The organism is Bacteroidota bacterium (genome assembly GCA_020161395.1).
In the GTDB taxonomy this organism is placed as follows: Bacteria; Bacteroidota; Ignavibacteria; order Ignavibacteriales; family Ignavibacteriaceae; genus UTCHB3.
Map to the genome: position 1 here is coordinate 1 of JAIUOE010000014.1, position 24,595 is coordinate 24,595.

Below are 24,595 nucleotides of genomic sequence, written 5' to 3' on the forward strand. Positions count from 1 at the left end.
ATAAAGATGCGACATTCATGCGGATGAAGGAAGATCACATGATGAACGGGCAGTTAAAAGCGGGTTATAATGTAGAGATAGCAACGAACAACCAGTTAGTGGTAAGTTATGATATTTTCCAGAAACCTGCTGATGCAACGACATTACCTGATGTAGTAAAGGGAATACAGCAAGAGTATGGAGAGAGCCCTGAGTACTTAATTGCGGATGCGGGTTATGGGTCTGAGGAGAATTACCAGTTCCTACATAAGGAGGGAATAAAGGGAGTAATAAAGTACAATTACTATGATGCTAAGAAGAAGAGAAAAAGTAAGTACCCATTCAGTCACGAGAATCTTTACTATAATCAGGAAGAGGATTGTTTAATCTGTCCGATGGGTCAGAGAATGGATAATGTAGGAAAACGGCACAGAAAAACAGAAAATGGTTACACAATTGAGTTGAGCAGGTACAAGGCGAAGAACTGTGAGGGATGCCCACTTAGGGGAGCGTGTCACAAAGGTGCCGGAGAGAGAATTATCGAAATAAGTCATACGGGGAGAGAACTTAGACAGAAAGCAGAAGAGATACTGGAATCAGATATTGGATCAGAACTCTACAGACGGAGAAAGATAGATGTGGAGCCGGTCTTCGGAAACATAAAGCAAAACATGGGATTTACAAGGTTCACACTTCGAGGGAAGAAGGGTGTGCTGACAGAGTTGGGATTAGTGGCTTTTGCCCACAATTTTAGAAAAATAATATTAGGCAAAATGTTCGAATTTACCCCAATTCATGCTTAAAAAAGGGATAATACCCTTTTTTTGATCACAAATACAAAAAAATCATTCCGGTTAATGAACAATTACAAGTTTTGTTCAAAAAACTGGTAAAATGACAAAAAAAAGAGGCTGCTGGATAATTACTATCGAGACAGCCTCTTTTTTTGTTATCAACATTATTCATTATTTTTAAATTTCATTTACAGATAAAAATTCAAAAGAAATACCATGAGCAAGATAGAAATTAGAAAGATTGAATCTCCTTCCGAGATAATGCAATTCATTAAATTCCAGTGGAAAATCTACAAAGACTACCCGAACTGGGTGCCCCCTTTGATCATGGATCGAAAGAAAATGCTGGACAAGAAAAAGAATCCTTTCTTCCTCCATGGTTCTGCTGATTTTTTCATGGCATTCAGAGATGGTGAACCTGTCGGAAGAATTGCTGCCATTCAAAATGATCTTCACAATGAAATTCATGAAGAAAAAATCGGCTTCTTCGGGTTTTTTGAGTCAATTAATGATCAGGAAGTTGCAAATGCACTCCTTGACACAGCGAAAGAGTGGATTATGTCTCGCGGACTCACCCTCATGAGAGGACCTGCAAGTTATTCGAGTAACGACGAATGGGGAATGCTTATTTTTGGATATGATGACCCCCCTACTCTTCTTATGCCATACAACCCGCCCTACTACCATGATTTGCTTCTGAACTACGGTTTTGTTAAAGTGAAAGATTTGAATGGCTACAAAATTGTAAATGAAAAGATTATTCAGGTAAACAAAATTCCGAGGGTTGCCGCTCTCGCAACTCAGAAGTTCAATGTGAAAATCAGACAGATGGACTTGAAAAACTACAAACAGGAACTCGTTCTGATCAAACAAATCTACAACGAGAACTGGGAACGCAACTGGGGGTTTGTACCTCTTACCAACGAAGAGCTCGATGCGATGGCAGAGGACTTGAAACAGTTAGCAACTCCAAGCCTTGCCTTCTTCCTCGAGATAGATGGAAAACCTGTCGGTTTTTCACTCTCAATCCTCGACTACAATCAGATATTCAAACAGATGAACGGAAGACTCTTTCCCTTCAACTTCATTAAACTCTTTACCCGGAAAAAAGATATCACCCGATGCAGAATCATCCTTCTCGGTGTTGCGAAGGCATGGCAGGGCAAGGGACTTGATGCAATCATGTATAACACTATCATTCACGAAGCAGACAAGGTTGGCATTCATATCGGTGACGCAAGCTGGATTGTTGAAGACAATCTCAAAATGGTCCGCGGAGCTGAGATGATGGAAGGTGAATTATACAGAAAATACAGAGTATATGACTACCACTTCTAAATCGTTTTTTATTGCCCTTCTTATTCTCTCCATTTTTCGAGCAGAAGGGCAATATTCGATCTCTGATAAAGAGCTTGTCAGGGCAACTTTCCTCAGAGATGGGAAAAGCCTCGTTGTATCCGATTACCTGAACTCCGGAGATGATAGAAAAGTGAGGGCAGGTCTCCTTGCCGTTGCAAATCTGAACGACTCCTCCCTGCACAGTAAGATAGCAAACTGTGATTATACAAAATTCGGGAAATTTATCGCTTTTGCCCTGGGTTGCAATTCACCAAGTGAATTATCATTATCCTGGTTGAGAAAAAAAATTAATTCTGAAAGGGGTGTTAATACAAAATATCTCCTCGATGCAATTGGGAAAATCGGTGATAAAACAGATCTGGATAAGGTTCTGGAGATTCATGAATCAAACAATGCTGCATTAGCAGAAGGCATATCTCTCGCTGTTGCAAATTTTGCTCTCAGAGGAATAAAATCAGAGCGTTCACCCTCTGTGCTGCTTTCACTTGTAAGCCATAAGGATTTCGACAACAAAACCCGCTCGATAGCCGCCTACTCGCTTTTCAGGAGCAGACCTTCAAAAGATCAAATTATTAAGCTCAAGGAAATCCTGGCTGATGTGGTTCGTGATGATGTCACTGAAGAAGAGGAAGACCTTGCGAAATATCTGATCCTTTCCCTCCGTTTTCTTAAAGTTGCACCTTACACCCCGAAAGAGGTTGAATTCATCAGTTTCACCCTCGATTTTTCACAACAGATTGATCTTGTCTCAACACTTCAATTTTATGATTTTAAGAGCAAAGAAGATCTGGACCGTCTTTTTGGTTTCATGTCGAATGCCAACGGGAATTTCGCCATAACAGCAACTACAGTTCTGAAAAACGCAATGACAGACAAAAAACTGATGGAAGCGAAATTTTCTGACCTCGAAAAACTCATTTCATCCTCAGTAAACAAACCTGCACTCATCGAAGAATTACTCGGTACTGCGTTCAAACTCTTCCCCGAAAAAGCCAATTCCCTTTTCACCGGTTACAGAGACAGACTGTCTCCCGCATCAGTTGCCGGATTGCTTGGAACAAAACCGGATCTGTTAAAGCATCCGGCTGATACACTTCTGAGCATATACTTTTCCGGAAATGAAAGAGTAAAACTTGCTGCAGTAACCGCTTTAGGTGAACTCAGGAAATCCGGCAGGGATTCCCTGATGATCCAAAATTTTGCCGTCAGCCAGTTCACTTCAGGATTCGCCTCGGTGGTATCAACCTGTTGCGAACTTCTTGATTCGGCTTTTATAGTGGAAAACAAATCAAAACTTGAAACAATCATCATTAAGGTTGTTAATGATGAATTGAACAACCCGAATTTTCTCGAAGCTCATCAGTCACTTTTGAAACTCTGCGAGAGTATAAGTGCGGATTTTGCACAGACGATAAAAGAACTCTTTGTAAACTCTGCCGTAAGTTCAATAAAAGCCTTGTCCGGAATGAAGGTGCCACACTCCCTTAGTTCGAATTTTGACGAGATTTGGAACAACGCTTTCAAATACAGAAGAGCCGTGATAGAAACGGAATTTGGCAACATTAAGCTCGAACTCTATCCCGGGTATGCCCCTGTGTCAGTCGGTAATTTTTGTTCGCTCGCACAAACCTCATTTTACAGAGATGTCCTTTTCCACAGAGTGGTTCCGGGTTTTGTCATCCAGGCTGGTGACCCTTCAGGAACCGGATGGGGCGGTCCCGGTTATGACATCATTTCGGAATACTCCCCACTTGAATACACTCCGGGAGCACTCGGAATGGCAAGTGCAGGTAAAGATACCGAGGGCTCACAGTTTTTTATCATGACCGGCACATTCCCGCATCTCAACTCGAGATACTCTCTTTTTGGCAGAGTGACGGAAGGACAGAATATTGCCAACGAGATTACTCAACAATCCCTTATAAAAAAGATATCCCTGTTTGAGTAACAACCCTTCCCCCGTCCTTCTAACCGCAAAAGAACTCGTTGTGGAATATGGTGAGCAGAAGATTCTTTCATCCGCATCTCTGACGATACATGATGAAGACAGGATCGGTCTTGTTGGAAGAAATGGAGCCGGGAAGTCAACTTTCCTAAAAATTATTGCGGGGCTTCTCGAACCTGACTCGGGGGAAGTGTCCAAGCAAAGAGACATCAGGATAAGTTTCCTCTCACAGGAATTTACACTCGATGAAAATTCAACTGTCGAGGAAAATATTCTCTCAGGAGCTTCGCATATAATGGAGGTTTTGGCGGAGTATGAATCTCTCCCGCCCGATTCACACCGGAGACACATCCTTGAAGAAAAAATTGCTCACGCCGGTGGATGGGACCTCGACAGAAGACTTGAGCAGTTAATGGCTTCCCTTGATGCTCCACCTAAAGACAGAGTGGTAAATACCCTCTCCGGTGGTGAAAAGAGACGAACCGCCCTCTGCCGCACGCTGCTTGCACAGCCCGATATTCTTATCCTTGATGAGCCGACAAACCACCTCGACACAGATACCATCGAGTGGATAGAAAATTTTCTCGCCTCATACAAAGGTGCATGTATTTTTGTCACCCACGACCGTTACTTCCTCGACAGAATCGCCAATCGAATTGTGGAACTCGCTAACGGTGTTTTCTTTTCCCACAAGGGTAACTATACTGACTACCTCTTGAATAAAGCCGAAAGAACCTCACTTCAAATCGCCGGTGAAAGGAAAAGAGAAAGCTTCCTCAGAAAGGAACTCGACTGGGTGATGAGGGGTCCACGGGCACGAAGAACAAAAGCAAAAAGCCGGCTGGACAAATACTACGAAATTGCAGAGCAAAGACCGGTCGAAAAAGAGATCGATATTGAACTCATTATACCCGTCCCGGAGAGGCTTGGCAACAAAATTCTCGAGATTGAAAACCTTTCTGTGAATATGAATGGCAGAGTACTCGTCGATTCCTTTTCCCTTAATTTTGAATCAGGGAGGAGACTTGGCATAATCGGGAAAAACGGGACAGGTAAAACAACACTTCTTAGAACCATTCTCGGCGAAAGAAAACCTGACGGGGGCTCAATCGAAGCCGGTGAGAGAACTGTCTTCAACTATGTGGATCAGTCCCGGCTGATCTTAAACGATGAGGAAACTGTTTTTGATGCCATTGGTGAAGGAAGCGATACCGTAAAATTCGGGAAACAGACAATGCCTGTCTGGACATATATGCGAAGGTTCCTCTTTACCGATGAGAGAACTATGACAAAGGTCGGAAAACTTTCGGGTGGTGAGCGAAGCAGACTGACACTTGCAAAAATTCTTAAGAACGGCGGAAATTTCATTATCCTCGATGAGCCAACCAACGATCTCGATCTCCCGTCACTTCGTATTCTCGAAGAGGCATTGATCTCTTTTGATGGATGCGTAATCGTTGTGAGCCACGACAGATATTTTCTGAACAGGGTATGTACAGGAATACTGGCGTTTGAAGGTAATGGTAAAACCACTTTCAGTGAGGGTGATTATGACTACTACATCGAAAAAAGAGACCTCGCAAAGAACGGCGCACCCGTTACAGAATCTAAGGAAAAGCGGGGGGATACCCGCATCAAAACGCAGGTAAAAAAGCTTTCATATCTCGAACAAAAAGAGCTCGATGCCATCGAAGAGAAGATTCTGAAGGCAGAAGAGGAAGTCGAAAAAATAGAAGCCTTGTTTGCAGACCCCCTCTTCTATGAAAAGTATGCCTCTCAAACTGATGATTTGAATAAAAAGCACAATGAAGCCAAAACTCTCGTAAAATCCCTTTACGACAGATGGGAAGAACTCGAAACCAAAAAATCAGCCATCTCTTGAGATAATTCACCCGCGCAGCTCTAAAACGGGCAACATCTCCTGTACAAGATACCTCGCTCATTTTTAGTAAATTACACCCTTGAATTTGATAATTTTGAAGAAGAGAAGTTTATATGAAAATCGGGATTACCTGTTATCCTACTTACGGTGGAAGTGGTGTTGTAGCAACTGAACTTGGAATTGAACTCGCAAAAAAGGGTCATCAGATTCATTTTATCAGCTATGCAATACCGTTTAGATTGAATCATTTCATGGACAATGTCATTTACCATGAAGTTGAGATGGGTACCTATCCCCTCTTTGAATTTCCGCTCTATTCCGATGCCCTTGCCGGCAAAATGGTCGAGGTGATGAAATACGAGAATCTCGATCTTATTCATGTCCACTACGCCATACCGCACGCTACAAGTGCTTATCTCGCAAAGCAGATTTGTAAGGATACCCAGGATGTTAAGATTATTACAACTTTGCACGGTACTGACATTACACTCGTGGGACTGGAACCGACATATATTCACCTTCTAAAGTTTGGAATACTTCAAAGTGACGGTGTAACTGCAGTTTCAAGGTATCTTAAAGAAAAAACGCTGACAAATTATTCAATCGAAAAAGATATAGAGGTGATTCCAAATTTTGTCGATATCGATCTCTATACTCCCAGGGAAGTTAATGAATTCAGATGCAGAATCGCACCGAACAATGAAAAAATCCTGATTCATACCTCCAATTTTAGAGTGGTTAAAAGGGTTCAGGATACTATAAGAATACTTGACCTTGTAAAAAAAGAAATCCCGGCGAAACTTGTCCTTATTGGCGACGGACCCGACCGCTCCGAGTGTGAGAGGCTCTCCCGTGAACTGGGCATAGAAAAGGATGTAATATTCCTCGGAAAACAGGAAGCACTGCCACAGATTCTTTCCTGTGCGGATATCTTCCTCATCCCTTCACAGTCGGAAAGTTTTGGTCTGGCTGCCCTCGAAGCGATGTCAGTTGGTTTGCCGGTAATAAGCACAAGTGTTGGTGGACTTCCCGAAGTTATCACTCACAATCACTCAGGGTTCATCGCTGAAATCGGGGATGTGGAGAGAATGGCAAGATATGCAGTAGACCTCCTGACAAATGATAAAAAATATAAAATATTTTCAAAAAATGCCCGTGAAATTGCCGTTGAGAAATACTCCGCAACAAAGATTGTACCCATGTACGAAGCGTACTATGAGAAAGTCCTGAATTCTTAAGCGATGAATTTAATCAGCGAAAACATTCAATCCTACCTGCTTGGTCTTTTTGGTGAGGAGCAGGTCTCCCGGTTTGTGGAACTCCTCGGTAATCCCAGGAAACAGTCAATCAGGGTTAATTCTCTTAAAAGCACACCCGCAAAAATAAAACCGGTTCTCGAGAGTAAATACGGAATCGCCACATCGCTACATCCTGAATTGAAAGATGCCCTGGTGATTGATTCCGATCCGGAAAATCTGATCGGGAAAACATTTGAACATCTGCTTGGATATTATTACATTCAAAGCACATCCTCAATGCTTCCACCGGTTTATCTGGAACCTGAGAAAGGGAGCAAAGTCCTCGACTTGTGTGCAGCACCTGGTTCGAAATCCACTCAACTTGGTGCTATGATGGAAAATACGGGGATGCTCGTTGTTAATGAAGTGCAGGGCGACCGGCTCAGAACCCTTTCTTTTAATATAGAAAGAACCAATATCTACAACTGTGGTATCATCCAGGACAAAGGTGAATGGCTTGGCAAGTATTATCAAAATTATTTCGATAAAATACTGGTTGATGTCCCCTGTTCCGGATTGGGGATAATTCAGAAAAAGGAGGAAGTTAACAAGTGGTGGAGCACTTCTTCCATTACAGGTTTAATAAATCTGCAACTCAGCCTTATTATTGCCGCAGTAAAAATGCTGAAACCGGGCGGCGAACTGGTTTATTCCACTTGTACCCTGACAACAGAAGAGAACGAAGAAATTGTTAACAAGGTCCTCGAAAAATATCCGGTAGAGCTGATTCCGGTCTCGATCCCGGAAGGAATTGAAGGATTCACTTCTGCAAACGGTAAAAAATTTTCGCCCGAACTCTCTAAAACTGCGAGAGTCCTTCCCTGGCTTTCAAATTCTGAAGGTTTTTATCTCGCAAAGATGATAAAAACAGACAAAACGGAACATATAAAGTCTTCCGAACCGCGCGAAGGAAGAACTGTAATCAAACCCTTCAAAAAAGTGAAGCACACCCTCGCTTCGATAATCAACAATTTTGGCATCGATGAAGAAGTCCTTAATTCCTTCAAATACCCCGACCACGGTAAGAAGCTTTACTTTGTCTCCGGTGACTGGGATGACAACCGGACCGGTATCTACGACCGTATCGGACTAAAGCTCGGATCCTACGAAAAGAATGACCAGGTGATTTTGAACAGCATAGCTGCTCAGGCTCTTTCACAACACTTCACCAGGGGGATTATTGATCTCGACGATCCCGGGGAATTAAGAAACTATATGGAGGGGGGCACAGTAAAAAAATACGCCGACTCATCCAGGTCATCAGGTGCCGACCGGCAGGTCATTCTTCGCTCCGATGGAGAAATTATTGGTACCGGTGTAGTTACAGAAAGAGGGCTGAAAAGTCAGTTCCCGAGAGGACACAGAAACCAGAATTTCAGGTTCTAACGACTCTTTTGCCAGTCAACACCTTGTTTTTTCTTAATTTTCACAATATAGTGCCGCAGGTCACAGTCTTTGCAAAAAATAATTGTTGCTAATCCACTTTTTTTTGACTAACTTGAAGTAATGTTTCTGTAAGATTTATAGAGACACCAGTCAACCGGATCTTTTATCCTAAGTTAGGATTTCAATGTTGCTGAGCCATGGTGTCGGTTCGTTAATAACCTGCACTTACCAATTACACAAGCCGCAAAAGCCCGAACTGATTTCGGAGTTTGCTTCCGCATTGGTCAGGTCTGTTGCCCCGCAAATTCTTTATAAAAGGAATTTTTGAAATATGGGACAGCAACAACTCCTGTTCATCACTCTTGGAGTTATAATCGTTGGCATAGCGGTTATAACAGGCTTAATGGTTTTTGACCAGGCAGCGACCGAAAACAAAAAAAATCAAATCCAAATTGAATGTGTTACCCTTGCATCGATGGCGCAACAATTTTGGCGTGTTCCAAGTGAAAGAGGCGGTGGAGGGAGATCCTTTATCGGTTTTACAATCCCTCCTGCTCTTGATACTACTGACAGTGGAATCTATACCATCAGAATCGTTTCCAGAGATTTGATTACAATTTCCGGTGTGGACAGAATGCTGCAACTTGGACAGGATACAATCAAAGTGGTGATTGAAGCCACGCCTAATAATTTTACTGTCGCAGATGACAATTAACTTTATACTTTTTTCGGAGTTTAAATGATTTTTCAAAAAGGCGAATCAATTGTTAATGAAGGAGATACTTCTTTCAATCTTTTTGTGCTGATGAAAGGGAGTATCGGGATATTCAAAGGAGATGTCCAGGTGGGTACTTTCTCTGAAAAGGGTGGAATCCTCGGTGAGATGAGTGCAATACTCGGAAAACCTCGTACCGCGTCACTTGTAGCCTTGGAGCCCACTACAGTTGTTCCGATTCCCAGTGATTTCGATCTGTTGATCAGAGAAAATCCTGATATCGCAAAAGCTGTCATGGTAAATCTTGCAAAGAATCTTGAGCGGATGACAAATGAATATTTGAAGATTGCCACTCACGACCAGAGAGAAGAAGCAACCCAAAAGCTGAGAGAAGACGGAAGCCTGATTATATAAATTCGTTCGTTGAGATAAAAATTAAATAAGTTTATTAATTTTATTTTATATCACACTTAAATTTAGATTACATTTATTATATTAAACTGTATATTAAATCATTTTTCAAACAACACATTCACCAACAAATCAATTGAGGAATCACTATGGGACAACAACAGTTGTTACTTATTGTTCTTGGCGTAATCATCGTCGGTATCGCAGTAGTAGTCGGTATCAGCGTATTCACAGCAAGCAGCTCATCGTCAAACCAGGACGCTGTTATTTCTGATCTTCAGAATATCTCAGCAAATGCTCAGCAGTGGTACCGTAAACCAACAGGTATGGGTGGTGGCGGAAATTCGTTCGTCGGCTACACAATTCCTGCAAGCATGGATACAACAGCAAATGGAACCTACACCATTAAGACCGCCGGTACAGCAACCGCGATTACTTTCAAGGGTGTTGGTAACCAGCCAGGTACTAAAGATCCAACAGGAACTGTAGAAGTTGAGATGGCAGTTACATCTACAACTCAAACAGCTACTATAGTTAAGTAATATTAATTATTTTTGATTACACAGGGAAGGTTGTATCTTTTACAGCCTTCCCTTTATCTGTTTTTAAATGACTGAATTACGATTTACTGCTGTTAAGCCAAATGGACAGATAATTAGTGGATCTCTTACCGCCGATTCGGCTTCCGACGGCAAAAAGAAAATCCAAAAACTTGCTGCCCAAAGCAATCTCACCGTTCGTTCGATTGAGAAAAGGGGGACTTTTCTCTATAAAGTCCAAAAAGGGGCTGAAAAGCCGATTATGGGTGAGCAGAAAGCTTTCAATCGACAGGAAGTTATCGATGCTTTCCAAAAACTCGGCTACAAGATTCTCTATGTAAGATCCAAACTCTTCGACTACCAGGCAAAACCGGGTATGCAGGATTTGCTGATGTTTGTCAAGATTAGTGCTGAATTGCTGGATCAGAAACTCCCCTACGGTGAAATCCTCACACTTCTGATCAATGACACAGCAAATAAAACACTAAAAGAGACACTAAAAGAAATTAATTCAGAATTAAAAAAGGGAACGGACCCGGAACAGGTCTTCACACGCTATCAAAATATTTTTGGGAAATTTACAGCTTTTATGCTCGGTCTTGCCGCAAAAAGCGGTAATATGGGGGAAATCTACAGAGCCACAGCCAAATTCCTCGAAAGACGGGCAGAGTTTAAGAAAAACCTCAAGAGTGCCCTCGTTACCCCCCTTATCACCATGGTGGTTCTTGCGGGTGCTGTTTTGTTCTATGTAATGTACATATTTCCCGAAACAGCAAATATGTTCAAAAGATTTGGCATCGAACTGCCACCAATGACAAAATTCACCCTCGAAATGAGTGATTTTATGATGGCACATCCGATAATGATTTTTTTAGTGATGTTCGGTCCTCTCATTGCATTTGTTATCTTTATCAACACGGAAAAGGGGCGTTTCCTAAAAGACAAATATATGCTCAGAATGCCCGTAATAGGGCAAATTGTGCATAAAACCGCCATTGAAGTTTTTTGCAGAGTGTTCTACACTCTCTATTCAGGTTCGGCAGAGAGCATTACTCCTTTGAGAATTTCTGCTGAAGCCACAGACAACAAATATTTTGAAGACAGAATAAAAAGAGTCGCAATTCCTATCATGACCAAGCAGGGTGTGGGAATTACGGATGCACTCGAGGCAACACAGGTTTTTACCGATACAGCCATCTCCCGAATTCATTCGGGCGAGGAAACCGGTAACATCAAGAACAGTATGCTTCAACTCGCGAATTATTATGAAAGCGAAACAGTTTACAAACTTAAAAACATTATAGAGCTGGTGCAGGTAGTCATTTCCCTCATCATTATGGTAGTGATGACAGCGCTGACCCTGGTCTCCGCAGAAACAGCCACAATCAGCCCAAAACCTCCGGGTGTATCAAAAAATGAAATTTTCCTGGAAAAACAGAATGCCCAATGCTTGACCCCAGACTGGAAACTGCTGACAAAATCGGATATACCCTTTTACGAAAAGGTATAATTGATGCTGCAACATTAGAAAAAGCACTTGACGCCAAGGCGAATGATGTAAACAAGATCAAAAGGAATCTTGCACAAATTCTTGTGGAAGACTTTAGTTATGATCATGACATCGTTTTCGCCGAGGTAGCTTCTTTATATGCTTTCCGGGATTTCGATTCCATTGCCGACCGTTTTACCGATGAAAAAATTGAAGAAATCAAGCGGTATGTAAAATCACTCCCCGATTCTCTTCAACAACTCCTGAGTTTACAAAAAGTAATCCCCCTGCTTTTTGATCCTGTTATAAAAGACAAACTTATTCTTGGCGCTGTCGATCCGACAAATAAAAAAATTTCCAAAATAGCGTTCGACCTAAAAGCCAAGAAATATGAAGTAACCTTCATAAAAAAATCCCGCTACGACAAACTTATCTCGCATATCAATCCTGTTGAGAATGAATTCCTGAAGAATATTCAGGACCAGCCTCAGGAAATGATCACAGATATGCCCGATGATACCCAGCTTGATGAAGAAGCACTCGAAGCAGAAATCAACAAATCCGCCCTCATCAACCTGGTTGAGGCTGCACTTGTTGAAGGAACAAGAAAAGGGGTATCCGATATTCACATCGTTCCTCAGGGTGCAAAAAGAACCGATATCATGTTCAGAATTGATGGTAACCTGCAAGTCTGGTACTCTCAGGACAATACCTATCCCGAAGCCGTTATCGCAGTTGTGAAAGACAGGGCAAAAGGACTTGACCGTTTCGAAAGAGAAAAAGCTCAGGACGGTTTCATCCAAAGAGAAATTGACGGCACTGTAATCCGTTTTCGTGTTTCCATACTCCCGATGGTCGGAACCGAACTCAGAAGTAAATTTGAATCGGTGGTTATTCGTATTCTCGACGACAGAAAAGTAATTACTGACTTGAACAAACTTGGTCTGGCAGGCTACGCAAGAACCGCCTTCGATGATGCAATCAGAAAACCGCAGGGAATGGTGATTCTCACAGGTCCCACGGGTAGCGGTAAAAGTACAACCCTGGTTGCTGCACTCTATCAGGTAATCGACCCGACTGTGAATGTACTGACGGTCGAGGATCCTGTTGAGTATGTAATCAAAGGTGCGAGACAGCTTAAAATCAGTCACAAAATGAATTTTGAACAGGCAATCAGAGCAATTCTTCGTCATGACCCTGATATTGTTCTTGTAGGTGAGATGCGTGACAAGGAGACCGCTGAAGTGGCTATTAAACTTGCGAACACGGGTCACTTGACATTTTCGACACTTCACACAAACGATGCACCATCTGCAGTTTCCAGACTTTATAAAATGGGCATCGAGCCGTTCCTTATTGCATACGCCATTAACATTATCGTGGCACAGCGCCTTATCCGGCGTTTATGTGTCGATTGCAAAAAGAGAACAACGGAAATCCCTGAAGAAGTGATTCATATTCTGGGAATTGACCCCGATGAATGGAAACAATACGAGGTTTATGAAGCTGTCGGTTGTCCAAAATGCTCCGGTACCGGATATAAAGGCAGAATTGCCATCCACGAAGCACTCTATTTTACCAAAGAGCTGAAAAGAGTTATTGTTTCCTCCGGTGAAGAAGTGGATGAGGAAAGATTAAAAGCGCAGGCGAAGAAAGATGGTTCACTTAACCTCCGTGAAACCGGTCTTGAAAAAGTTAAACTCGGCATGACATCTTTTGATGAAGTAATTTCGGGAACGATGGAAGATTAAAACTTCTCTTCCTGTTTCTCATTCTTTTTTTTTATATTTTGAGTTGATATACTCGTTTTTACACACTAATTCAAGTAATAAATGATTCCGGCTTTAGATCAAATAGCACAACCCGCCAAGGCACTTCTTGCCGCGGTGGTATCTCAGGTCCCACGCTCGGTTATAAGTGCGGAGAGGCTTCCATTTCTTGCAAAATTGATCTCCGGACTGAACTACGACCAAAAAGGTGTGCTTCTCGATTTCATCAATTCCATACTGGTTTTGATGGTAAAAAAAGACGCATCTGATATCGAATTCGGTGGAATGGCAACAGCCCGGAATGTATGGCTGCGTATCCATGGAAAAAAGGAACGGGTTCCTGATCTCCCCTCCCTCACCGAGGATGAATCGGCAATTGTAATCCTAAACCTCCTCAGCGACAAGCAAAAAGAGGGGCTCTTCCAAAATAAAAACATCGATTTTTCGCATTCATTTCTTGCCGGTGAGCCTCAAAGGACATACCGGTTTAGGGCTGATGCCTATTATGATATGGATTCGCTGGCTCTTAATATGAGAGCCATATCTCCAACAATCAGGAAAATTGATACTCTCGGCTTCAGTAAAACTGCTATTCAGTCGATGCACCATCTCTATATTAAACAGGGACTGGTTCTCATCACAGGAATCACAGGTTCAGGTAAATCATCCACACTCGATGCCATAGTGGATATGCACAATGATACCGACAATGCTCAGGTAATTGTGATTGCCCAGCCGATCGAGTTCGTGCATTCATCCAAGAAGTGTATTATCAGACACCGCGAAGTTGGTAAGGATGTGGCATCCTTCAAAGATGGTGTTATTCAGTCTCTTAGACAGGATCCCGATATTATTATCATTGGTGAGATGAGAGACCCTGAGACAATAATGGCATCTCTTGAAGTGGCTGATACGGGACATAAAGTTTTCTCGACCCTGCACACATCCTCCGCCGTTGAATCAATTGACAGAATTATTGCCGAAGTGCATCCAACGGAGCAGCCCCGTGTTCGCCACAGACTTGCTGATGTGCTCACTGTTGTGGTCTCGCAGAAACTCCTGCCGAGTCTCGATGGAAAACGGGTGATGGCAAAGGAAGTGCTTGTTATGACACCGAGTATACAGTCTGCCATTAAAAACAATAACTCGGGTGAAATTTACATGATGATCAATCAGGGAGCCGCTCAAGGAATGATCACCATGGAACAGGATATCAAGAATTTATATATCGCAAAGAAAATTTCTCTGGAAACCGCTATCTCCTATGCAAACCAAAAAAATCGTATGAAACAGATTTTAGGTGTCCAGTAGATGGCTACAAAGTATGTTTTTTGCCTCTATCTTGAAGGCGCAGACAGCAAAGCAGCTCTTTTTGAACGAACCGGTACAGGCATCAAGTTCCTCCGTGGCATGTCGATTGAACCGAACAAGCCGGATGATCAAACTTACGAAGATGCCGGTATGCAGTTCGATTCACCCGAAATGGATATCTCTGCCGATTCTGAACTTGCGGGTCTGACCACCCGTCAGGATTTTGATCAGGGATATATTCGCTCACTCAGCACCCTGCTTCTTGGAATTGATCTTTCGAAGATGGTGGTAATCCCGATTATCACTGAGCCTTACATCAGTTTCCAGCGTCCTGACAAAGGTGAAACCCAGATTTTCAAAAAAGAGGTTATTGAGAAGATTGATGCCGCCAACAATTCAATTGAAATGGCGGACGGTGGAAAACTCACAATTGTACCAAGTTCCGATCTTTCTTATATCAACCTGATCGATTCGATTGCTCTTGCAAACGGGAAAAAACAGGTTAAGGTACCTTGTGTAAAAGCTGCTGATACTTCTCTCAGCTTCTATGTGTCCTCGAAATTTAATTTCGCTCTCTCAGATTATATCCTGATTCTTTATATCGGCAAAGAATACAGCAGAATGATTTTCCTCATGGGCGACCAGGTCAAGCACATCGCTCCGATGCTGAATATTGGAAAGCACAATATCGATTCATTCGATATATTCGCCTCCAAAATAATGCTGGAAATGGAAAATGGTGATATTACCAACCTTGACAACATAGTTATCTGCGGTGAAGACTGGAGCGATACACTTCCCGATGCTCTAAGAGGGACATTCCCACGAGCCAGAATTACCGGTATCGATTTCGACGAGATCGATACATCACTTCTCGACCGGGAAATTGAAGAAAACATCTCAATGTTCTCTGTCCCGATTGCCGCTGCGGTTGAATATGAAAAAGAAGTTAAAAAAGAGCACAAAGGTGTAAACCTCATTCCCTCCATGCTCGTCGAGAGGCAGAAAACCTTTCCACTCGCCTGGCACGGTTATCTGGTAATTCTTCTTCTTTTTGGACTGACTTTCTTTGCTACAAAGAACATACTTGAACAGATGAGTGAACTTTCCAAACTTGACAAGGATATAGCAGCACTCACCGAGCAACAGCGACTATACAAGGCATTGCTCGACGAAATAGCAAACTATGATTCAAAAGTAAAAGGCTTTGATGAAACACAGGCTGTTCTCGACAGCGTCACCAAGGATGCCTCCGTATGGCAAAGTTACATTAGCAACCTGTCCGGCTTTGCGGAACAAAGACCTTCGATGTGGATTACCAGCATCAATTCACCGGAACCGAAGAAAATCGAGGTTTTTGGATTAAGCAGAAGCAGACCTCTGGTGAGTGAGTTTACACAGTTTTTAAAAGGTGCCACTCTCATGGGTGTCACATCTGAAAAAATTTCAAATGAAAGAGTCTACAAATTTTCAATAGTCGAAACAGATTCGGCTGGTCAGGCAGTGAATGGAACGCAAGTCAAAAAATAGCCTGATCATACTCGTACTCGTTTTTCTTGTTGCTGTCGCCTGGGCGATAATGCACTTCTTTGTCTTCAACTCGAAATTTAAAGCCAAGAATCAGCAGCTTAAAACTCTCAGGGAGAGTAATTCGCAATATGATACTGTGTCATTGAATGCACAGCTTGATACTCTAAGGAAAAAATTTACCGCTCTTGACTCCCTCCTGGCTATGAGGAAGTATAACATCCCCAAGGATGTGCATCAATCGAAATTTTATTCTTTCCTCGCAGCACAGACTCCGGGATTGTCCGATCTCAGTTATGTTAACATGGAATATCTTGGAATGTTGATGGACGGTTCATTCATCGTTCACAAATACAAACTGTCGGGTCAGGCTTCATTCAATGAACTTTGGCGTATGATCTACGCGATTGAAGAGAGTAAGGAACTTAAAAAAGTGAGCACTGTCACTTTCAGCCAGAATGTAGTTTTTGATGAGGACAAATCACCCTATTATTTCGTAAATTTCTCATTCGAGGTTAAAGTTTATACTTCAACCGATGACCGGTTCACTTCCACCAAATTTACAGAAAACAACCTCAAAGCAGCAAATATTTATAATATTTTTTATCCGAAGGTCAGAACTGAAATCGAACCGAATATCTACGACCTGCTGGATGTAAAGAATTCAAAATTGCTTGCTCTTCTCCCCGACGGTGCTTTTCTCATGGACGAAAGAGGAAGAACCTATGTTCTTGCCGAAGGTGATGAAGTCTATTTGGGCTTCCTCACTAGAATCGACAGAGAATCCAACAGCGTAACTTTCGTACTGAACAAGGGAGGCGTAATTGAAACAGTCACTATCAGATTATTGCAGGAATCTGATCACTCGCAACAACAAGAAACGAAAAGGTGATTGACATGAAAAAGTTTTTTTCAATATCAATATTTTTTATTCTGTTCGGATTCACAGCTTTCTCGCAGAGAGACCTTGAAAAAGAGTTGAGCCAGTACAACTCCCCCGATGAAATTGTCACACTCTCCCCCACTCTGACATTCGATCAGGCTATTGAAATTCTCGCCAAGATGTCGTTAAAACTGACCGGCAAAAATATTGTGTCCACCGTCCAGAGTTCGGAGCAGATCGGACTTGAACTTGTGAACATCAATTATCTGAAAGCCTTAAAAATTGTCACTCAGTACAAGGGCCTCCTGATAGATGAGAAAGCTGATGTAATTGTAGTCGCAAAGCCAAAGGTCCCCGAAGAAGTTGAAAAAGCTGCTCCACTTCCCAAAGATGTTTATGCTCCTGTTGATGCCCGCGAAGTGAAAATATCAGCCATATTTTTTGAAGCTGACAATACTGCTCTCAGGGATCGTGGAATTAACTGGAAAATGCTTCTCTCAGATCCCAACAACGGCTTTGGTGTGGATTTGAAAACCTTCGGACAGTCTGAAGGAACTGCCAATACACCGACTGATTTCCAGGTTTCAGGATCGACAAAACTGGATCTCGGAGTATTCAAAGGTGATCTACTGGGTACTTTTAGATTTTTTGAATCAGAAAACCTTGGGGAAATTATCGCAAACCCCTCCATCGTAGTGAGAACCGGTGAAGTTGGCAAAATTCAGATTGGCTCCGACTTTTCGATTAAACAAAGGGATTTTGCAGGTAATGTCACAGATCAATTCTTTCAAACAGGTTCAATTATCGAGGTTACTCCACATGTTTATAACGAACAGGGTATCGACTATATAGTTCTGAAACTCAATGTTGAAAGAAGTACAGCTTTCCCGAGTGAGCTCTCAACGGAGATCAGGAAAACCAAGGCAAATTCCCAGATTATGATGCTGAATGGTGAAGAAACCGTTATCGGCGGGCTCTACATTACAGACGAAACATATGTCAGAACGGGAATTCCGTTCCTGAAAGACCTCCCCTGGTGGGTTTTGGGAATCCGATATCTCGCCGGCAGTGATCAGAAGAAGGTCACAAAAAAAGAAATTATCATTGTTGTAAAAACCGAGTTGCTGCCTACTCTTAAAGACAGAATGAAAAATCTCGCTGACAAGAATAAATTCAAGGATCAGCTTGAACTTCACAGATCGACAAATGATGAGTATAACAACCAGAGCCCGAACAAGAATTTAAAATCTGGTGAAGAACCTGAAAAGAAAAAAGAATAGTCAAGTTTAATAGTTTACCCAATTTTTTATAAAGAAATCTTTTTGACAAATGGAAACAATCCTGATCGTTGATGACGAGATAAGTCTAAGCCAGATACTCAAAGAAGAACTGACTGAAGTCGGCTACACAGTCTACACGGTTGATTCTGCAGAAAAAGCACTCTTGCATATCCAGGACAACCGTATCGACCTGATGTTGTTGGATTTGAACATGCCTGAAAAGGATGGCTACTTTGTGCTCGAAGAGATGGAAAAGAAAGGGATCGTTCTGAAAGTTATTGTACTTACTGCTTATGCAGATCTTACTTCTGCGATCAGGTCAGCAAAACTCGGTGCAAGCGATTTCATCACAAAACCTTATGATCTCGATGAATTGCTCGTCTCAATTAGAAAAGTGCTGTATATGTAATCCTGTCAGGCAAGAGTCTCTATCAGCGCAATGAGTGTTTCCAGCTCATATGGTTTCTGAAGTGTAGCGTCAACCCTTATCTCCTCATTCAATATTATCGACTTAACACCTACCGATCCGGTCGAAAGAATAATTTTTATCTCTTCATTAAAGTTTCTGATAATCTTTATTGCGTCAAGCCCTGTCATCTTCTCCATCCTGAAATCGATTATTAAAATATCAAATGTATTATCCAGATGCAATATGTCTATGGCAGCTTCAGCAGAGTTTACAGTCGTCACTGAATACCCCGAGCCGGTGAGCAAATCTTCGAGAATTGAAACAAGGAGTGATTCGTCATCCGCTATCAGGACATTTACCTTGTCGCCTGTTCTTTTCCTTCGTTTCTCAAACCATGCAGGAAGTAAAATTTCAAATCTGGTTCCCTCACCCCTAAGACTCTCGAATTCAAGTTTCCCGCCGTGAGCCTGGACTATGCTTTTTACAGTGTAAAGTCCGATACCGCTCATTCTGTTTTTGTTCTTTGTCGAGAAGTATGGCTCAAATATCCTTTCGAAATTTTCCGGATCAATCCCCTCTCCGTCATCCTGTACCACAATTGAAACTGCCGGAATGGAATTACCATCTGTATCGTTTAACCGTTCCGAATCGAAATGGTTTTCCGCTTTTATCCGCACTTCACCCTGCCCCTGTATCGATTCAATGGCGTTAATAAGAATGTTGGAAATTACCTGATACAATTCTGTGGAATTGCCTCTTAAATCAGCAAGAGCAACCGGCAGTTCTGTTTTTAACTTTATCTCGGGCGATACGGTGTGTATTACAGATGACACTACTTCATTTATTAAGAGTCTGGTGTTTATTTTTCTGTCGCGTGATTTTAACGACGGATCTGTTGAAAGTACATCCGCAGTTATATCTGTGGCTCTACGGGAACAATGTTCGATATTTTCGATATAACCCATCGCCTCTTTATTGGAGGAAATACACCTTTTAAGGAGTTCCAAATTTGAGAATATACTGCTGAACAGATTATTTATATCATGAGCTGCCATTCTGTTCGGCTGAATTTCTTCAGGCGCCGGGTTTCGATCTTTTTCCGGATTGTTGTTCATTTTATCAGGATTCACCGTTTTTTCTTATCAATATTCGAGAATTGAGTAATTTTGGGTATCACATTTTTGAAATTTATGGACCCTATAAATATACTTGTTCTTGTTGCCCTGATTTTTTTCACTACCGCCAACTGGTCCGGTTCTCAGAAGAGCTTTAAAGGAAAGGTCTCCGCAGTCTCAAGGAGAGCCTCCGGCTGGGTTCAAACTGTTCCCCCTAATGTTCTCGGAATTTCTGCCCTGTTACAATATCTTGGGGTCTTCCCCATTTTGAATATTGGTTTCTTTGGCTTGGAGCCAGACTCTTCTGTTCGAATAGTATGTCTTGCTCTGTTCATCCTCTTTTCGGTCACTCATTTACTCAGCTTTAAATCGCTGGGAAATAATTACTCGATCGAAATTCTACTCTACAAGGAGCATAAACTCGTGACGACCGGACTTTATGGAATAGTCAGACATCCTCAGTATCTAAGTCAGTTGCTTGCTGATCTTTCTGTTGGAGTGGCTCTGCTGTCAATGCCGGTAGTACTTGTCACACTGCTGCTGTCAATACCCATGCTGATAATAAGAGCAAAGAAAGAAGATGAAATGTTACTTTCCCATTTCAAGGATCAGTTCGTAACATATCAAAAGAAGACCGGCTTTTTTATACCGTTTTTATGATACCTACCGGACAACGCCCGAAAAAACCAGTGATGACTTCCCGTTCAATCCGTTTGATTTAATTGTAACTGTCAAAGGATTAACCGCAGCAGTATCCACAAGATCACGAATGGTAAATGAGAATGAAGTCCATGACCTGCTTTGGGTATCAGGTAGAGTGATATCTTTATCTCCTGAGAGCTCATAGTCTTTCCCCTCTACTGTAACCGAGATCGCTGTCCCCTCCACAAGCGGATTACTGTTTTGATCCATAACAGTATAAATAAACTGTTGAGAACCTCTGTTGGGTATGTCAAAACTGGTTGGAGAACATGAAATGAATGCAATTCCTGAGAATAAAACTATCGTGGATCTGTTTATTACAGAAAATGTTTCGTCTGTCGTGGATGCTGTGATTTGCGCGAAACCGGGTCCAAGTGTGGGATGGTTGGGAAGCGGATTGGCTGAATAAAGCCGGACTGAGGCTACTCCCAGAGCATTTGTCAGAGCCGAACCTTCAATTATGCCGCCATCGGTCTTAAAATAGACAGAAGTTCCGGGTCTGACAGGATTCGAGTATTTGTCACCTACATAAGCAGTAATAACATCCTCGACTCCATAGATATTGAATCCGGGGATATTTAACTTTGCGGGTACACAACTGAAATGATTCAGGTCAGGCAAGCCTCCATGAATGGATACGGCGACCGGATTTGAATTAATAACCTTTCCGTCCGAATTGATGGTCGCAGAAATCTGAACCACACCGGCTTTTGTTCCGGAGGTCAGAACAACCTTTACACTTCCGCCGGCATCTGTCCTTGCTGTCGGGGGATTCAGAACCGCACCCGAACCGGGTGATGCTGCAAGAACAAATCCTACATTCACAGCATTATCGAGATCAAGGGGAATACCGAGTGAATCAACAACTTGAAATACCAGTTGCACAGATTCAACCCCGCCGGCACCTTTGATACCAATGCTGGGCACCGATGTACCAAGAAGATAGATTGAGGATGGCTTTCTCACACCCGTTCCCCCGCCGGTTGCAGTCGATTTAAGAAGAAGTTTGCTCGCTGTCAGCGTTCTTCCGGCTACTGCGTAAACATTTGTAGTGTCGGGTGTATAACCCTCTTTTTGGGCGATGACCTTAAGATCGATTCCCCCCTTCACAGTAAATTCAAAAGTGTACTTTCCATTATCATCAGTTACTGCACTCTTCGATATGGTTGAGTCGGAGATTTTTCCGTACAGTTTTATTGCTGCATTTGTGATAGCCGCTCCGGTGGAAAAATCTATCACTTCTCCGTTTATGATAACCGTACCTGATTCATCTCCTGTTACAGGATTGGAAGCGGTATCGGTCTTTTTACAACCGTTATATATCAATAAAGTGATCACAAAAAGAATAAGAACTGACTTTTTCATGGCAACAGATGGAATTATTAATTAAACACTTCTTAATTACTAATTTACAACGAATTTATAAATCTTTGGTAACCAATATCACAATTTTTTGATTAATCTTAGAACTTTATCATTATTGCCATACATCGTGGCTCCGTCGATAAATTTCCCCTCCAAAAAATTCAGGTAAGTCACTACACTCATCTTGTCGGCAAAATTACCTGAATTACCAAGATAAGGCACGAAAATCAATCTACCCTCCGAAGGTCTCGCAAAAAATCTGTAGAGAGTCCCCGACTCCCTGACATTACGACCTGATTTCAGCTCCGTAAAGGGATTATAATTCACCCGGAATCTCGTATCGGTATAACCGCTGATCCCAGCCGGCTCTATTGCAATCGCATTGTTTATCCCTCCCAGAAAGTTCGTCACGATGTGTGAGGGCCGGATTGTATTGTACCTTCCCCATAACCACATCACAAGATTTTCATCATATTTTCTGCGTATCTCTTCCAGGGCACTTCTAAAACTTCGTCTTATAATTTCATCCCTTGACTCAAGTTCCCGGGTGTTTATGTTATCAAAAACAGGAGAATAATTTTCCTCCAGAAGCTTGTTCAGTCTGGCAAAAGGAAGACCTCCCCAGCCAAAGAGAAATTCAAAATCAGTCTTGTCAAGATCATCACCAAATGTATTGACAGTGAAAAACTTCATAAATGTTGCGATGATCAAAGGAGCCTGCAGTGAAGACTGATATTCACCACTCCATCTCGAAAGCACTTTCAATGATTGATTCAGGATGGTATCCTTCTTCTCTTCATTGTTGAAGGCATTTAGAATAAACGGTACCAGTTTTAGCGAAAAATCAGATGTAACATCATTCAGAAAATAGGAATTGAGTTCCTTCCCGTCCGGTTTCGCAAGGTAGAATCTGTTCCTGCTGTCGGAAGGAAGATCAAAAAACTCACTTTCTGCCGGCTTTACAAAGTCTGTTATTGTCAGGCTTTCACTGTCGGATGATTCAGGCTGATCATCGGTTTCCACAGGTTTTGGCTTCTGAGTTTCCTTTTTTCTGGGAGTTCTCTTTCCTTTCGGCGCGGGAGAGTCCTGATTCTCTTTTACAACTGCCCTTGCCGCAATTCTGACTGCCGGTTTGTCACCTGTTTTCACAAAAATGTCTGTATTCGCCTGGAGAGAAAAATACTTTGAAGAAACCGGCTCACTCCACAACTTCAATCCTGTTGTAAGGAAATCTGCAGCATCAAATCCGGAATGATTAATCGCGATGGCTGAAAAAAGATTTAACACTTCGGTGGAGTCATTGTTGTAGAATTCCTTTTTTTCCGGAAGTGAGATAATCGCACCAGCGCCTGGAGCAGTTTTCGTCTCCAAAATCAAGGGCTCCCGGTTCTTTATCAGAATCGTATCTTTTTTAATCTTTATTTCCCCTCTTTTTTTATTTTCAACATACATCCCGCCTTTATCATCGAGGAAGATGAGGTTTTTCACCGGATTATATTTCGAAACGGAGTTCAGCACCCAAAATTCATTTTTTTTCATCCCCAGGTAGAGAACAGGGACACCGGGGATTGTTACTCCGCTGCCTGAAATACCCTCACTTTCGTAAAATACCTGATAGTACTTTCCGGGGAAAGTATATCTGCCGTTAAGAGTCGCAAAGACTCCATCATATCCCTGAATTTCGCTAACCGTCAGGCTGTTATCCGCTCTCAAACCGGTAAGTTCACGAATATCTATTTCCCGTTTTAAAAGCTCTTCTTCATCTTTTGACCACGCTTCTTTTGATATTGAATCTGTATCAGTTCCAAAAACCGCCGCAGCTTTTGCGAATTCTATCTTTCCCCTGACCATTCCTACAATTCTCTTTGAAAAATATTTACTCTCATCAGAGAAATTGTTGAGGAGAGTAAGAAGAACAATATCTTCAGGCGACCATCTGTGCGGAGCTATACCCAAAGCAGAGAACTCACTTTGTATTACAGGATTTTCGGAGTTGAGATACCCGTTAATTCCATCCGAATAAGCCTTAACCAAAACCTTCGCTTCACTGTCAAGTTCTTCGAAAAATGTTCTTGCCTTTGACGACAAATCAAGTTGTCTGAAAAACTTATCCGTTTCAACCGTTTTCTCACCGAGATATTCAGAAAGTCCCCCGCTGGCGATAAGTCTGTGATATTCCATTTCCAGCAACCTGTCTCGTGCATGGAGGTATCCGAGAGCAAACAAAAGGTCCTTTCGACTCTTGCTCTTAACAAGGGGAATGCCGTAATCATTTGTTCGTATCTCCACATTATCAGCGAGTCCTTTAATTTCAATCTCACCTTCATATTTTGGAACGGATGTTCCGATGATAGACTTAAAAAAGAAGTATATAACTACAGAGAGTATCAGGAGTGTAAGTGCCGGAGCAACAAAATATTTAAGGAGTTTTTCCATT

Annotated in this window: 20 protein-coding genes; 17 read left to right on the forward strand and 3 right to left on the reverse strand. The window is 42.1% G+C overall.

Going from position 1 to position 24,595, the window contains the following annotated elements; genetic code table 11:
- The 16 genes from LCH52_15625 to LCH52_15700 all read left to right on the forward strand — a co-directional run.
- Window positions 1-782: transposase (locus LCH52_15625; GenBank protein ID MCA0389917.1), on the forward strand; the 782-nt coding region annotated here is incomplete at its 5' end.
- A gap of 207 nt (window positions 783-989) precedes the next feature.
- A complete protein-coding gene (locus LCH52_15630) occupies window positions 990-2,111 on the forward strand; it encodes a hypothetical protein (protein ID MCA0389918.1) in 1,122 nt (373 codons plus the stop codon).
- On the forward strand, window positions 2,068-4,080 hold the full coding sequence (locus LCH52_15635; protein MCA0389919.1) for a peptidylprolyl isomerase: 2,013 nt from the start codon (window positions 2,068-2,070) through the stop codon (window positions 4,078-4,080). Before LCH52_15630 ends, LCH52_15635 begins: the two co-directional genes overlap by 44 nt.
- Window positions 4,073-5,959, forward strand: coding sequence for an ATP-binding cassette domain-containing protein (locus LCH52_15640; GenBank protein MCA0389920.1), 1,887 nt, complete (start codon window positions 4,073-4,075; stop codon window positions 5,957-5,959). Before LCH52_15635 ends, LCH52_15640 begins: the two co-directional genes overlap by 8 nt.
- Window positions 5,960-6,072: 113 nt before the next feature.
- Window positions 6,073-7,197, forward strand: a complete 1,125-nt coding sequence (bshA, locus tag LCH52_15645) for an N-acetyl-alpha-D-glucosaminyl L-malate synthase BshA (protein MCA0389921.1) — start codon at window positions 6,073-6,075, stop codon at window positions 7,195-7,197.
- Window positions 7,198-7,200: 3 nt separating this feature from the next.
- On the forward strand, window positions 7,201-8,643 hold the full coding sequence (locus LCH52_15650; protein MCA0389922.1) for an RsmB/NOP family class I SAM-dependent RNA methyltransferase: 1,443 nt from the start codon (window positions 7,201-7,203) through the stop codon (window positions 8,641-8,643).
- A gap of 331 nt (window positions 8,644-8,974) precedes the next feature.
- Window positions 8,975-9,358: a hypothetical protein gene (locus LCH52_15655; protein ID MCA0389923.1), complete on the forward strand. Its 384-nt coding sequence runs from the start codon at window positions 8,975-8,977 to the stop codon at window positions 9,356-9,358.
- Between the two features lie 24 nt (window positions 9,359-9,382).
- Window positions 9,383-9,772 carry a cyclic nucleotide-binding domain-containing protein gene (locus LCH52_15660; GenBank protein ID MCA0389924.1) on the forward strand — a complete coding sequence of 130 codons (390 nt, stop codon included), beginning with the start codon at window positions 9,383-9,385 and terminating at the stop codon, window positions 9,770-9,772.
- A 146-nt stretch (window positions 9,773-9,918) separates the two neighbouring features.
- On the forward strand, window positions 9,919-10,311 hold the full coding sequence (locus LCH52_15665) for a hypothetical protein (GenBank protein ID MCA0389925.1): 393 nt from the start codon (window positions 9,919-9,921) through the stop codon (window positions 10,309-10,311).
- Between the two features lie 67 nt (window positions 10,312-10,378).
- Entirely contained in the window at window positions 10,379-11,818 is a 1,440-nt protein-coding gene (locus tag LCH52_15670) for a type II secretion system F family protein (protein MCA0389926.1), read from the forward strand.
- On the forward strand, window positions 11,755-13,548 hold the full coding sequence (locus LCH52_15675) for a GspE/PulE family protein (GenBank protein MCA0389927.1): 1,794 nt from the start codon (window positions 11,755-11,757) through the stop codon (window positions 13,546-13,548). Before LCH52_15670 ends, LCH52_15675 begins: the two co-directional genes overlap by 64 nt.
- Before the next feature lie 81 nt (window positions 13,549-13,629).
- Window positions 13,630-14,877, forward strand: coding sequence for a PilT/PilU family type 4a pilus ATPase (locus LCH52_15680; protein MCA0389928.1), 1,248 nt, complete (start codon window positions 13,630-13,632; stop codon window positions 14,875-14,877).
- A complete protein-coding gene (locus LCH52_15685) occupies window positions 14,878-16,407 on the forward strand; it encodes a hypothetical protein (GenBank protein ID MCA0389929.1) in 1,530 nt (509 codons plus the stop codon).
- The gene (locus LCH52_15690) at window positions 16,385-17,296 is read left to right on the forward strand and encodes a hypothetical protein (GenBank protein MCA0389930.1); all 912 of its coding nucleotides are present in this window, start codon (window positions 16,385-16,387) and stop codon (window positions 17,294-17,296) included. The genes LCH52_15685 and LCH52_15690 overlap by 23 nt, the downstream gene beginning before the upstream one ends.
- Before the next feature lie 5 nt (window positions 17,297-17,301).
- Complete coding sequence (locus tag LCH52_15695; protein ID MCA0389931.1) at window positions 17,302-18,567, forward strand: hypothetical protein; 1,266 nt, start codon at window positions 17,302-17,304, stop codon at window positions 18,565-18,567.
- Between the two features lie 49 nt (window positions 18,568-18,616).
- Window positions 18,617-18,976, forward strand: coding sequence for a response regulator (locus tag LCH52_15700; protein ID MCA0389932.1), 360 nt, complete (start codon window positions 18,617-18,619; stop codon window positions 18,974-18,976).
- Between the two features lie 5 nt (window positions 18,977-18,981).
- Here LCH52_15700 and LCH52_15705 read toward each other — a convergent pair whose 3' ends face one another.
- Entirely contained in the window at window positions 18,982-20,091 is a 1,110-nt protein-coding gene (locus LCH52_15705) for a response regulator (GenBank protein MCA0389933.1), read from the reverse strand.
- A gap of 75 nt (window positions 20,092-20,166) precedes the next feature.
- Here LCH52_15705 and LCH52_15710 point away from each other — a divergent pair, with 75 nt between their 5' ends.
- Complete coding sequence (locus LCH52_15710) at window positions 20,167-20,751, forward strand: isoprenylcysteine carboxylmethyltransferase family protein (protein MCA0389934.1); 585 nt, start codon at window positions 20,167-20,169, stop codon at window positions 20,749-20,751.
- Between the two features lie 3 nt (window positions 20,752-20,754).
- Here the strand turns inward: LCH52_15710 and LCH52_15715 are convergent, their stop codons facing one another.
- Window positions 20,755-22,158, reverse strand: coding sequence for a carboxypeptidase regulatory-like domain-containing protein (locus tag LCH52_15715; protein MCA0389935.1), 1,404 nt, complete (start codon window positions 22,156-22,158; stop codon window positions 20,755-20,757).
- A gap of 78 nt (window positions 22,159-22,236) precedes the next feature.
- Window positions 22,237-24,594 (reverse strand): penicillin acylase family protein, encoded by a 2,358-nt coding sequence (locus LCH52_15720; protein ID MCA0389936.1) that lies wholly within the window; start codon window positions 24,592-24,594, stop codon window positions 22,237-22,239.
- Window position 24,595 lies beyond the last annotated feature (1 nt).